The organism is Rahnella sp. 2050 (genome assembly GCF_040544515.1).
GTDB lineage: Bacteria > Pseudomonadota > Gammaproteobacteria > Enterobacterales > Enterobacteriaceae > Rahnella > Rahnella aceris.
Window position 1 is genome coordinate 37,224 of record NZ_JBEPKE010000011.1, and the last position, 13,030, is coordinate 50,253.

Below are 13,030 nucleotides of genomic sequence, written 5' to 3' on the forward strand. Positions count from 1 at the left end.
GGGAAAAATGAGTCAATATTTTTATATTCATCCGGAAAACCCGCAACCCCGCCTGATTAATCAGGCCGTAGAATTGCTGCGCAAAGGCCAGGTTATCGTGTATCCGACAGATTCCGGTTATGCACTGGGTTGCCGTCTGGAAGAGAAAAACGCCATGGAGCGTATTTGCCGGATTCGTCAGCTGGACAGCAACCATAACTTCACCCTGGTGTGCCGTGATTTGTCTGAGCTGTCGACTTACGCCTATGTGGATAACGCGGCTTTCCGCCTGATGAAAAACAACACGCCGGGCAATTACACGTTCATCCTGAAAGCGACCAAAGAAGTGCCGCGCCGTCTGATGAGCGAGAAACGTAAAACGATCGGCCTGCGCGTGCCGTCCAATCCGATTGCGATTGCCTTGCTGGAGGCGCTGGGCGAGCCGCTGATGTCGACCACGCTGATGCTGCCGGGCAATGACTTTGCAGAATCCGATCCGGAAGATATCAAAGATCATTTGGGCAAGGTGGTGGATCTGGTGATTGACGGCGGGTCTATTGGTCAGCAGCCTACCACGGTGGTTGATCTGACAGAGGCTGCGCCCGAAGTGGTGCGTGAAGGCGCGGGCGATCCGACACCGTTCCTCTGAGGCTTGTTTGAAAAATAACCGGACTGCAACGTTTTTTGCAGGATACAAATTGCATATAAATGTGTATAATGGCAGGCTGACTTTTTTCTAAGTCATTGTAATGATACGCAATAACTGAATTTTTGCGGGCAGATGACAAATCAGGTCATGCTGCCGGCTCCCCCCGACGCCTGTGAAGGCGACAAATGAGGCTGCTCAATGAGCGAGAAGTATAATTCCCAGAAGCACACCAGCGACAAATCCAAAGCATCACGTCCATCTGGTGACAAGCCAAAAAGTGGCAGGAATTCCGGCGCAGCAAAAAGCCGTCCGGAACCGTCGCGGGCTGAAAAGCGCGGCGAAAAGCCACGTACTGACAAACCACGCAGCGACAAACCGCGCAGCGACAAGCCACGTTCAGACAAACCACGTTCTGACGCAGGCCGCAGCGATTCGCGTTCTGAATCCCGTATCGACAATTCACGTATAGAAAAAGCACGCAGCGGCAAACCGGGTCGTCCGGAACATGCACGCGGTGAAAAACCACGTACGTTGAAACCTCGCGGAACCAAACCTAAAGCTGAAGCACTGTTTGATGAAAACGGTGACGAAGAAGAAGTGAAATACCAGAAGCCGAAGAACGCACTGGACAGCACCGAAGGTCAAAGCGAAAAACTGCAAAAAGTCCTCGCCCGCGCAGGTCATGGTTCACGTCGTGAAGTTGAAGCGATGATCCAGGCTGGCCGCGTCAGCGTTGACGGTAAAATTTCTACGCTGGGCGACCGCGTGGAAGTCACCGGCGGTACCAAAATTCGTCTTGATGGACACGTTCTGTCAGTGATGGAATCTCAGGACACCGTTTGCCGCGTACTGGCGTACTACAAGCCTGAAGGCGAGTTGTGTACACGCAATGATCCGGAAGGCCGTCCGACCGTCTTTGACCGTCTGCCAAAAATGCGCGGTTCCCGCTGGATCGCCGTAGGTCGTCTGGACGTTAACACGTCAGGCCTGCTGTTATTCACCACCGACGGTGAACTGGCTAATCGCCTGATGCACCCGAGTCGTGAAGTTGAGCGTGAATATGCCGTACGTGTTTTCGGTCAGGTTGATGATGAAAAAATTAAACAACTGAGCCGTGGCGTGCAGCTGGAAGACGGTCCTGCGGCGTTCCGCTCGATCAAATTCCAGGGCGGTGAAGGTTTGAACCAGTGGTACAACGTGACCCTGACAGAAGGACGTAACCGCGAAGTTCGTCGTCTGTGGGAAGCTGTTGGCGTACAGGTAAGCCGTCTGATCCGCGTGCGTTACGGTGATCTGAATCTGCCTAAAGGCCTGCCTCGCGGTGGCTATAAAGAGCTGGATCTGCCAGACATCAACTATCTGCGCACACTGGTCGACATGACGGAAGAAACTGTCAGCAAACTGCCGGTTGAGCGTGATCGTCGTCGCGTAAAAGCCAACCAGATCCGTCGTGCTGTGAAGCGCCATACTCAGGTTGCACCGACGCGCCGCACTACCGGCCCGGCAAAACGGGGTTAATCGCTGACAAGCGAGGCACTTGCGTCTATGCTCATAAACCGCAGTCAGTGACTGCGGTTTTTTTTTGCTCAAAATTCAGGGCATAACATTATTCTGCATCCACCCTGTTCATGAATACTCTTCAGTAATACAACGCAAGGAGCTGATTATGATGCTAATCACCGGAGGTGCCCGCAGTGGTAAAAGCCATTTTGCTGAGCAGATAGCAGAGAAACGTGGCGGCGAGGTGCTGTATATCGCCACCTCGGTCGTTACTGATGCCGAAATGGCGGATCGCATCCGTTATCACCAGCAACAACGTCCGGCTCACTGGCATACGTTTGAAAGCTATCGTGATCTGGGGGATGTCGTACTCGCGCATCAGGCGCAGTTTCCGACCATTATTATCGAGTGCATCACGACGTTGATTACCAATCTTCTGTTTGATCTGGCCGGTGAAACACCGCCGGAACACATGGATTTTGACGCAATAGAACAGCATATTTTTGCGCAAACCACGAAACTGATGGAAGCTGCGCAACATCCTGAATCTGAAGTGATTATTGTCACTAATGAAGTGGGGATGGGCATTGTGCCGGATAACCTGCTGGCGCGGCGTTTTCGTGATATTGCGGGGCGGGTGAATCAGCAACTGGCTGCCGCGGCGGATGATGTCTACCTGATCGTATCCGGCATTCCGGTACCGGTGAAAACATCGGAATAAAACGACTCAGAACAGGGTGTTTATTATGGCTTTATGGCGGCTGTTTCTCGCGACATTGCAGTTTCTCACCCGCATCCCGGTCAGGGATCGCTGGTGCGATGGCTTTGAACTGAAAGAGTATGCACGCGGCATTGTCTGTTTTCCGCTGGTCGGGCTGGTTATCGGTTTACTGACCGCGCTGGTGTGGCAGATTTTAATGCCGCATATCGGTGTGCTTCCGGCGGCGATTGCCGTTGTCATTGCACATATTATGCTGACCGGCGGTTTACATCTCGACGGGCTGGCCGACAGTTGCGACGGTTTATTTTCGGTGCGCAGCCGGGAGCGTATTCTCGAGATTATGCGCGACAGCCGGATCGGCACCAACGGCGCGCTGGCGCTGATTGTGGCTGTTCTGTTGCGAACCGCACTGGTTTATCAGATGAACGCCGACGGATTGCCGGTGCTGGCGTTTCTTATCGTCACGCCGGTTGTCGGGCGGAGCATGATGGCGGTGATGATGTACCGTCAGGCTTATGCCCGCGAGTCAGGAATGGGCAATTTGTTTATTGGTAAGATCAGCGAAGGGCGCTTTGGTATCACATTACTGTTGATGGCAACGCTGGTGCTGCTCATCGGCGGGTTATTCTCCCTGTTTGCATTACTGGTGACGTTGCTGTTTGTTCTCGGTTTCCGGCGTTTTGTCGCCACGCGCATTGGCGGCCAGACCGGCGATACGCTGGGCGCGGCATGCGAATTGAGTGAACTGGTCTTTCTGTTTTTCCTGTTATGGCACTGAGACAAGGGACAAAATTATGAAACTGTATCTGATACGGCACGGACAAACTCAGGCTAACGTTAACGGCGTTTTTTGCGGCAGCAGCGACATTGCGCTGACCGCCGAGGGTGAGCGACAGGCGCAGCATGTGGCGCGTCAGCTGGCTTCTACTTCGCTTGATGCACTGATTCACACGGATATGCGCCGCAGCCGCGATACGGCGGGCATTATTGCTTACGGGCGCGAACTGGCAATGGAAACTCAGCCGCTGTTGCAGGAAATGGGGTTTGGCGAGTGGGAAATGCGTCATCACAAAGAACTCGAAGCCTCGCAGGCAGAAGGCTATCAGGCCTGGTGTCAGGACTGGCAAAAGGCCGACGTACCGCAAGGTGAGTCATTTACAGATTTCACTCAGCGTATCCGGCAGGCGTTGCAGCAGTTGCATTTGCGTCCGCAGGAAAGCAGGCTGGCAATAGTCGCACATCAGGGTTCACTCAGCCTGCTGCTGGCGATGATGCTGAAACTGGCACCGGCTGACATGTGGCGTTTTCCATTTAAGCAAGGCTGCCTGTGTGAAATTGATCTCAGCCCCGGCGCTTGTGTCATTCAGCGTTTTAATGACAGCGGTATTTAACTTTTAAACTGGTAAGGACAACCCGATGGCTTCTCTGGCCAATATTATCCGTCAGATTGCTGAACCCGATGCGCAGGCCGCACAAACGGCTGCTGCGCGGCTCGACAGTCTGGTAAAACCTTTAGGCAGTCTTGGCCGCCTGGAACAACTGGCGATTCAGCTGTCATCCATCCGGGGTGATCAGCCTTTGCATTTTCCGAGCAAAGAAGTGCTGGTGATGGCGGCCGATCATGGCGTGTGGCAGGAAGGCGTCACACCCTCCCCGCAGGAGGTAACGGCGATTCAGGCGGTGAACATCGTGCAGGGCAAAGCCGGGGTTTCTGTGCTGGCTCGGGTAGCCGGGGCGCAGGTGACGCTGATTGACTGCGGAATCATTGGGCCGGATATTCCCGGCACGCTGAATCACAAAGTTGCGCAGGGAACCGGCAATATTGCCACCGGCCCGGCGATGACGCGCGAACAGGCGGAATCTTTACTGATCTGGTGTGCGGAACGGGTGATCGCGAAAGCTGAAAACGGTTTATCCCTGCTGGCTGTCGGTGAGCTCGGGATGGCAAACACCACGCCGGCGGCGGCGATGGTGGCGGTGCTGACCGGCGCTGCGCCAGCGCAAACCGTCGGGCTGGGTGCGAATCTTCCGCCGGACAGACTGGCGCATAAAATCAGCGTGGTCGAAAAAGCCATTGCGGTAAATCAGCCGGATCCGTCAGATGCACTGGATGTGATGGCGAAAGTCGGGGGATTCGAACTGGTAGCCATGGCGGGTGCGATGATTGGCGCGGCGGCGGCGGGGATTCCGCTGGTGCTGGATGGCTTCCTTTCTTACGCGTCGGCGCTGGCAGCGTGTCAGTTAGCACCTGCGCTGAAACCCTATCTTATCCCTTCGCATATTTCAGCAGAGCAGGGCGCAACGCTGGCGCTTGAAGCGCTGGGCCTGCAACCGTATTTCGATCTGAATTTACGACTGGGCGAGGGCAGCGGCGCGGCGCTGGCGTTACCGCTGATTGATGCTGCCTGTGCTGTCCATAACGAAATGGCGACGCTGGCAGAGTGTCAGATAGCGCTTTAAAAGTTAAAGCAGGGCGTTACCAGTCAATGCCCTGCTGCGCCATAATTCCGGCGTCAAACGCATGTTTCACCGGACGGAGTTCGCTGACGGTATCGGCCATTTCCAGCAGATCACGATGGCAGCCGCGCCCGGTGATAATCACGGTCTGGTGCGCGGGACGGGCTTTCAGCGCATCCACCACGTCCTGCAAATCCAGATAGCCAAAACTGACCATATACGTCAGTTCATCAAGCACCACGAGATCTAATGATGCATCAGCCAGCATCCGTTTACCGTGCTGCCAGACAGCCTGGCAGGCTTCGGTATCCGTTTCTTTATTCTGCGTTTCCCAGGTAAAACCGGTCGCCATCACCTGAAATTCCACGCCATGAGGCTCGAGCAGATTTTTCTCGCCGTTAGGCCATTCACCTTTAATAAACTGGATCACTGCCGCGCGCATGCCATGGCCGACAGCGCGGGTCACCGTGCCAAATGCCGCCGTGGTTTTGCCCTTACCGTTACCGGTAAATACAATCAGTATTCCGCGCTGTTCTTTGGCGGCGTCAATGCGCGCATCAACCTGTTCTTTCAGCTTTTGCTGGCGCTGTTTATGGCGATCTTCAGTCATCAGAGACTCCGTGATTATTTATTCTGCCGGACCGGCTTTGCGCCCTGGCTGGGCATCAAAACTGATACCTGTTTTACGGCGGCTGTCATCGCCCATCAGATACAGATACAGCGGCATAATATCAGCCGGTGTCTTGAGTTTATCTTTGTTTTCATCGGGGAACGCGGAGGCGCGCATGCTGGTGCGTGTGCCGCCAGGATTGATGCAGTTGACGCGCAGGCCGGTATGCTTATGTTCTTCGGCCAGCACCTGCATCATACCTTCGGTGGCGAATTTTGACACGGCGTAAGCACCCCAGCCGCTGCGGCCTTCGCGTCCGACGCTGGACGTGGTGAACACCAGCGAAGAACTGGCAGATTTCAGCATCAGCGGCAGTAACGACTGAGTCAGCATAAACGTGGCGTTCACATTGACCTGCATGACGTTCATCCAGTCCTGCAACTTAATCTCAGCCATTGGCGTGATGTCAGTCAGCAATCCGGCGTTGTGCAAAACGCCGTCCAGATGCGGCACCCATGCAGCGATTTGATCTGCGACGCGCTGGCAGTCCTGCTGACTGGCGGTCTGTAAATCCAGTGCATAAATGAAAGCCGGTCGCAGATTACGTGCGGCAATTTCCTGCTGCACACTGGCCAGTTTACTCTCAGTACGGCCCAGTAAAATCACCTGCGCGCCGAAACGGGCATACGTCAGTGCGGCTTCACGGCCGATGCCGTCGCCGGCGCCAGTGACCAGAATGATACGGTTATTGAGCAAATCGGATTTAGGATGATAATGCACGGTCAGTCCTCTTAAGGGGGGCGGCGATGTGGCGGTAAATGACGTCATCACATCAGGCGCTCTTCATATCAAAAATGGCGGAAACGGGAGATATTGCGCTCAACCAGAGTCCGGCATTTTGGTGAAAATTTTAGCTTTTTCGGGTGCAATCACCGCTTATATGCCTCAAATGGGCATGAGTTTCAATGATTAACCGAAAAGCGGGCAGCTCTTTTGTAACAAAATTGGAACACAGACGCACTCTGTTTTACGTCTGAGTCATGATGTCATCTTCGAACAAGACGTCAGTGCGGCGATTGTTTAGAATGTTTAACATCTTTCTTACCACGGTTTTATTACCACGTTGAAAAGGCGGTATGTGTGGATTTACTTTCTCTTTATGGGCTATTTTTGGCCAAAGTCGTGACCGTTGTGATCGCCATCGGGGCGCTGGTCGTGTTGTTTGTCGGCCTCCGTCAGCGTAAATCTCACGGCAAAGGTGAGTTACACCTGGTCGATTTAGGTGAACAGTATCGCGAAATGCAACGTGAAATGCGCAGTGCGCGCATGAGCCCTGCCGAACTTAAAATTCGCAGCAAGGAACTGAAGAAAAAGGATAAAGCGGAAGCAAAACAGAAAAAACTGCAAGCCAAAACCGGCAGTTCGAAAAGCAAACCTTGCCTGTATGTACTCGATTTCAAAGGCAGTATGGATGCCCACGAAGTCACCTCACTGCGGGAAGAAATCTCGGCGGTGCTGGCCGTTGCAACCCCGGAAGACGAAGTGTTGTTGCGCCTCGAAAGCCCGGGCGGTGTGGTGCACGGTTACGGCCTGGCGGCATCACAACTGGTGCGTCTGCGTCAGAGTGATATTCGTCTGACGGTTGCGGTAGATAAAGTCGCAGCCAGTGGCGGTTACATGATGGCCTGTGTGGCGGACAGGATTGTCGCCGCGCCGTTTGCCATCATCGGTTCGATCGGCGTGGTGGCGCAGATCCCAAACTTTAACCGTTTGCTCAAACGAAATGACATTGATATTGAGTTGCACACGGCGGGCGAGTTTAAACGTACCCTGACGTTGCTGGGTGAAAATACCGAAGAAGGTCGTGAAAAGTTCCGTGAAGATCTGAATGAAACGCATGTGCTGTTTAAAGAGTTTGTTCATCAGAACCGGCCGTCGCTGGACATTGATGCGGTAGCCACCGGTGAGCACTGGTTTGGTACCCAGGCGCGTGAAAATGGCCTGATTGATGCTATTGGTACCAGTGATGATTTACTGATTGCAGAAATGAAAAATCATGAAGTGATTGCGGTGCGTTACAGCCGTCGTAAACGCATGATGGACCGTTTCACCGGCAGCGCGGCAGAGAGTGCTGATCGCCTGTTCCTGCGCTGGTTACAACGCAGTCAGAAACCGCTGCTGTAATCTATTTTTTTCGCAAGGCATACAATAAAAAGGGACGAATGTCCCTTTTTAATCCTGCGGATTAAGCCCCGCCGTTTACCGGTGGTGTATACCTTTATTAGCGATTGTTTTATCTCAATCTTCGAGATGGTATTTTTCTGAAAAAAGATGAGCCAGGTGTTTAAACATATTAAATACCGCAGTGGTTTTTCTGGTCGGTAAACCGTCTTCATCCATGAAAAACTCCCCGCGGAAAACCAGCACATTGCCTTTCTGCTCAACCTCTGTCGCCAGCATTCCATGCATGTAATCTTCGTGCTCACGGATAACCTTATTCGCTTCGACCAGTAAAGCTTCGCGACTAATTGCCGATGTATTTTCGTGCATGATATTTACTCCCCACTATAATTGCTGACGTTATTGTAATCCTGACGCAGATAAAACCGCAAATCTGCTGGGGGTAATCTGCTTAATCGCTCTGGTTATAATTTGAGCGTCTCTATAAAAAACGGGCGCGTATTGGCGAAAAGGGCCTTTCCGTGTTAATTAGTTTGCGTGACGATTTTTATCAGGTAGAGTGTGGGATTTTGTGGCTTCAGGTGGAATGTTTTGTTTACGCTTGGTCATTATTTGACTTAAAAATGGGCGCATTCTGCTGAGCCCTGTCTGGTTAATCCCTCGCAGAATCAGTGTTTTGAACCTCTGGAAGTCAGTTCGCTCCTTCTTTTAAAGAAATCAGTTGACGTTCTGACTCACTGCCGCAATATAAAAAAAGACGTGATATTGTGCCGCGGCATAACTAGACAAAATCTTCTTCATATGATGAAGAATCATTCAGGTAAAGGTAATTATGGGCAAAGCTCTCGTAATAGTTGAGTCCCCGGCAAAAGCCAAAACGATTAATAAATATTTAGGAAATGACTACGTTGTTAAGTCCAGCGTTGGTCATATCCGTGATTTACCGACCAGTGGATCCGCTGCTAAAAAGACCGCCGACTCAACCGAAGAAAAAACAAAGAAAAAAGTAAAAAAGGATGAGAAAACCGCGCTGGTTAATCGCATGGGCGTCGATCCGTATCACGGTTGGGAAGCACAATACGAAATACTTCCGGGTAAAGAAAAAGTTGTTGCTGAGTTAAAAGCGTTAGCGGAAAAAGCTGACCACATCTATCTCGCAACCGACCTTGACCGCGAAGGAGAGGCGATTGCCTGGCATTTGCGGGAAGTGATTGGTGGTGATGACAAACGTTTCAGCCGTGTCGTTTTTAACGAAATTACCAAGAACGCGATTCAAAACGCCTTTAAAGAACCGGGCGAACTGAATATTGATCGTGTGAATGCTCAGCAGGCGCGTCGTTTCATGGATCGCGTGGTGGGTTACATGGTTTCTCCGCTGCTGTGGAAGAAAATTGCCCGTGGTTTATCCGCAGGTCGTGTTCAGTCCGTTGCGGTGCGTCTGGTCGTCGAGCGTGAGAAAGAAATCAAAGCGTTCGTGCCGGAAGAATACTGGGAATTGCATGCGGATTTGCTGGCGAAGAAAGAAACCGCGCTGCAAATGGAAGTCACGCATCATCTCGAAAAACCGTTCAAACCGGTCAATAAAGAACAAACTCACGCGGCCGTTTCGCTGCTTGAAAAAGCGCGTTACACCGTGGTGGATCGTGAAGACAAACCGACCAGCAGCAAGCCGGGTGCGCCTTTCATTACTTCCACACTGCAACAGGCGGCCAGTACGCGTCTGAGCTTCGGTGTGAAGAAAACCATGATGATGGCCCAGCGTCTTTACGAAGCCGGTCACATTACCTATATGCGTACGGACTCCACTAACCTGAGTCAGGACGCGGTGGAAATGGTGCGCGGCTATATTGGCGAGAATTTTGGTGATAAATACCTGCCGAAAGCGCCGCTGCAATACAGCAATAAAGAGAATTCTCAGGAAGCGCACGAAGCGATTCGTCCTTCTGACGTGGCCGTGATTTCAGAACAACTGAAAGATATGGAAGCGGATGCTCAACGTCTGTATCAGCTAATCTGGCGTCAGTTTGTGGCCTGTCAGATGACACCGGCTCAGTACGACTCCACTACGCTGACGGTTAAAGCCGGTGATTACTCTCTGCGCGCCAAAGGTCGTACGCTGCGTTTTGATGGCTGGACCAAAGTCATGCCGGCGTTGCGTAAAGGCGACGAAGACAGAACCTTGCCGGCGATCGAAGTGGGTACGGATCTGGAGCTGCAACAACTGCTGCCCACCCAGCATTTCACCAAGCCGCCTGCGCGTTTCAGCGAAGCGTCTCTGGTTAAAGAACTGGAAAAACGAGGCATTGGCCGTCCGTCTACCTATGCGTCGATCATTTCGACCATTCAGGACAGGGGTTACGTTCACGTTGAAAACCGTCGCTTCTACGCAGAAAAAATGGGGGAAATCGTTACCGATCGTCTGGAAGATAACTTCCGTGAATTGATGAACTACGATTTCACCGCACGTATGGAAGACGGGCTGGATCAGGTCGCCAACAACAAGGCGGAATGGAAAGCCGTTCTGGATGAATTCTTCACTGAATTCAGTAAGCAGCTGGAAACTGCTGAGAAAGACCCGGAAGAAGGCGGTATGCGCCCGAATCAGATGGTGTTGACCAGCATTGAATGCCCGACCTGCGGACGTCCGATGGGGATCCGTACCGCCAGCACTGGCGTGTTCCTCGGTTGTTCCGGTTACGCCTTGCCGCCGAAAGAGCGCTGCAAAACCACCATCAACCTGATTGCTGATGCCGAAGTGCTGAACATTCTGGAAGGTGATGAAGCCGAAGCCAACGCGCTGCGTGCGAAACGTCGTTGCGTCAAATGCGGCACGGCGATGGACAGCTATCTCATCGATAATCAGCGCAAATTGCATGTTTGTGGTAACAACCCGGAATGTGATGGCTATGAAATCGAAGAGGGTGAGTTCCGCATCAAGGGTTATGACGGCCCGATTGTTGAGTGCGAAAAATGTGGCTCTGAAATGCACCTGAAAATGGGACGTTTCGGTAAGTACATGGGCTGTACCAACGACGAATGCAAAAACACCCGTAAGATTTTGCGAAACGGTGACGTTGCGCCGCCGAAAGAAGATCCGGTTCCGCTGCCGGAATTGCCGTGTGAGAAATCAGACGCCTATTTCGTGCTGCGTGACGGTGCGGCAGGGGTATTCCTGGCTGCCAACACGTTCCCTAAATCGCGCGAAACCCGTGCGCCGCTGGTGGAGGAACTGAAGCGCTTCAAAGACCGCTTGCCGGAAAAACTCAGCTATCTGGCCGATGCGCCGGTGGCCGATCCGGAAGGCAATAAATCAATGGTGCGTTTCAGCCGTAAAACCAAGCAGCAGTATGTATCTTCAGAAAAAGACGGCAAAGCCACTGGCTGGACCGCTTTCTTTGTCGACGGTAAGTGGGTCGAAGGCAAAAAATAATTATCGCCGTCATACCTTAAGCTGTTAAGCAGTTGTAAAAAACCAGTCTTCCGGACTGGTTTTTTTATTGCATTAAGATCTATCATCGCGGAGTTATGCGTGTTTTTATTATCAGTCTGCGACAGTCCTCGATTATCGTTATGTTCTTCGGGTATACATGACGCTAATAATGGATATAATTGTTATATAAAATTTATTCTTATGCACTTAAGTAATAAGTTAATGCGTCTGGGGCATAAAAACGGTGCGTTCACAGACTTCCGGTAGTCGATAAAAAATCATTTCCAGACTGTTCAGCCAACGGATGAACAGGGATGGCGACAGGGTTTGAAACCAGGGTGGTATGAGATATGAAATTGCAGCAACTGCGCTACATCGTAGAGGTTGTTAATCACAATCTGAACGTCAGTTCGACGGCAGAAGGCCTGTACACGTCGCAGCCTGGGATCAGCAAACAAGTGCGGATGCTGGAAGATGAACTCGGGATCCAGATTTTTTCCCGCAGCGGTAAACATCTGACACAGGTCACGCCGGCAGGGCAGGAAATCATCCGTATTGCCCGTGAAGTATTGTCTAAAGTGGATGCGATCAAAGCTGTTGCTGGTGAGCATACCTATCCGGACAAAGGTTCGCTGTATGTCGCGACGACGCATACGCAGGCGCGTTATGCCTTACCGAATGTGATTAAAGGCTTTATCGAGCGTTATCCGCGCGTTTCATTGCATATGCATCAGGGGTCGCCGACGCAGATTGCTGAAGCAGTTTCAAAGGGCAATGCGGATTTTGCTATCGCCACCGAAGCGCTCCATCTGTATGACGATCTGATCATGCTGCCTTGCTACCACTGGAACCGTGCCGTGGTGGTTCAGCCTGATCATCCGCTGGCAGGTAAAGAGAAAGTCACCATTGAGGAACTGGCAGCTTATCCGATTGTGACCTATACCTTCGGCTTCACTGGCCGTTCAGAACTGGATACCGCGTTTAACCGCGCCGGTCTGACGCCACGCATTGTATTCACCGCCACCGATGCTGACGTCATCAAAACCTATGTCCGCCTGGGGCTGGGCGTCGGTGTCATCGCCAGCATGGCAGTGGATCCGGTTCAGGATCCGGATCTGGTGACCGTGGATGCGAGTGATATTTTCACCTACAGCACCACCAAAATCGGTTTCCGTCGCAGTACATTCCTGCGCAGCTATATGTACGATTTTATCCAGCGCTTTGCGCCGCACCTGACACGTGATGTGGTTGATACCGCTATTTCCCTGCGCTCCAACGAAGACATTGAAGAAATGTTCAAAGACATTAAGCTGCCGACAAAATAAGTCGTCATCCTCTATTTTTATCTCCCTGAGATCCCGCCGCATCCTCACCGAAGCGGCGGGATTTTTTTTGCCTGATGATCAGTTTGAGCTGTTATAAAAATGTTAACGATAATTTGTGTTATCTTTAACTATGCACTTATAAGCCAGCGGGTTATTACTCATGGCCACGCTGAGCGCT

Annotated in this window: 13 protein-coding genes; 10 read left to right on the forward strand and 3 right to left on the reverse strand. The window is 52.0% G+C overall.

What is annotated here, in order from left to right; genetic code table 11:
- Positions 1–7 precede the first annotated feature (7 nt).
- The 6 genes from ABIC79_RS23885 (at position 8) to cobT (ending at position 5,309) form a co-directional block, all read left to right on the forward strand.
- Positions 8–628, forward strand: coding sequence for an L-threonylcarbamoyladenylate synthase (locus ABIC79_RS23885; RefSeq protein WP_013575922.1), 621 nt, complete (start codon positions 8–10; stop codon positions 626–628).
- Between the two features lie 597 nt (positions 629–1,225).
- On the forward strand, positions 1,226–2,146 hold the full coding sequence (rluB, locus tag ABIC79_RS23890; protein ID WP_223509797.1) for a 23S rRNA pseudouridine(2605) synthase RluB: 921 nt from the start codon (positions 1,226–1,228) through the stop codon (positions 2,144–2,146).
- Between the two features lie 148 nt (positions 2,147–2,294).
- Complete coding sequence (gene cobU / locus ABIC79_RS23895) at positions 2,295–2,849, forward strand: bifunctional adenosylcobinamide kinase/adenosylcobinamide-phosphate guanylyltransferase (RefSeq protein WP_013575920.1); 555 nt, start codon at positions 2,295–2,297, stop codon at positions 2,847–2,849.
- A 25-nt stretch (positions 2,850–2,874) separates the two neighbouring features.
- Positions 2,875–3,627 carry an adenosylcobinamide-GDP ribazoletransferase gene (gene cobS / locus ABIC79_RS23900; RefSeq protein ID WP_121019221.1) on the forward strand — a complete coding sequence of 251 codons (753 nt, stop codon included), beginning with the start codon at positions 2,875–2,877 and terminating at the stop codon, positions 3,625–3,627.
- Between the two features lie 16 nt (positions 3,628–3,643).
- Positions 3,644–4,240, forward strand: coding sequence for an alpha-ribazole phosphatase (cobC, locus tag ABIC79_RS23905; protein ID WP_013575918.1), 597 nt, complete (start codon positions 3,644–3,646; stop codon positions 4,238–4,240).
- Between the two features lie 25 nt (positions 4,241–4,265).
- A complete protein-coding gene (gene cobT / locus ABIC79_RS23910) occupies positions 4,266–5,309 on the forward strand; it encodes a nicotinate-nucleotide--dimethylbenzimidazole phosphoribosyltransferase (protein ID WP_037034471.1) in 1,044 nt (347 codons plus the stop codon).
- A gap of 16 nt (positions 5,310–5,325) precedes the next feature.
- Here cobT and cobO read toward each other — a convergent pair whose 3' ends face one another.
- Both cobO and ABIC79_RS23920 read right to left on the reverse strand, forming a co-directional pair.
- Positions 5,326–5,916 (reverse strand): cob(I)yrinic acid a,c-diamide adenosyltransferase, encoded by a 591-nt coding sequence (gene cobO, locus ABIC79_RS23915; RefSeq protein ID WP_013575916.1) that lies wholly within the window; start codon positions 5,914–5,916, stop codon positions 5,326–5,328.
- A gap of 18 nt (positions 5,917–5,934) precedes the next feature.
- Positions 5,935–6,696, reverse strand: a complete 762-nt coding sequence (locus ABIC79_RS23920) for a YciK family oxidoreductase (protein ID WP_015690068.1) — start codon at positions 6,694–6,696, stop codon at positions 5,935–5,937.
- A gap of 28 nt (positions 6,697–6,724) precedes the next feature.
- On the opposite strand from ABIC79_RS23920, the gene ABIC79_RS23925 reads away from it, so the two are divergent.
- Both ABIC79_RS23925 and sohB read left to right on the forward strand, forming a co-directional pair.
- Positions 6,725–6,889 (forward strand): hypothetical protein, encoded by a 165-nt coding sequence (locus ABIC79_RS23925; RefSeq protein ID WP_157962111.1) that lies wholly within the window; start codon positions 6,725–6,727, stop codon positions 6,887–6,889.
- 167 nt (positions 6,890–7,056) lie between these two features.
- Positions 7,057–8,100, forward strand: coding sequence for a protease SohB (gene sohB, locus ABIC79_RS23930; RefSeq protein ID WP_354568698.1), 1,044 nt, complete (start codon positions 7,057–7,059; stop codon positions 8,098–8,100).
- A 114-nt stretch (positions 8,101–8,214) separates the two neighbouring features.
- Here the strand turns inward: sohB and ABIC79_RS23935 are convergent, their stop codons facing one another.
- Entirely contained in the window at positions 8,215–8,466 is a 252-nt protein-coding gene (locus ABIC79_RS23935) for a YciN family protein (RefSeq protein ID WP_013575913.1), read from the reverse strand.
- Between the two features lie 463 nt (positions 8,467–8,929).
- Here ABIC79_RS23935 and topA point away from each other — a divergent pair, with 463 nt between their 5' ends.
- Complete coding sequence (gene topA / locus ABIC79_RS23940) at positions 8,930–11,527, forward strand: type I DNA topoisomerase (protein WP_013575912.1); 2,598 nt, start codon at positions 8,930–8,932, stop codon at positions 11,525–11,527.
- 350 nt (positions 11,528–11,877) lie between these two features.
- Positions 11,878–12,852, forward strand: a complete 975-nt coding sequence (gene cysB, locus ABIC79_RS23945; RefSeq protein ID WP_013575911.1) for an HTH-type transcriptional regulator CysB — start codon at positions 11,878–11,880, stop codon at positions 12,850–12,852.
- The last annotated feature ends 178 nt before the right edge of the window (positions 12,853–13,030 follow it).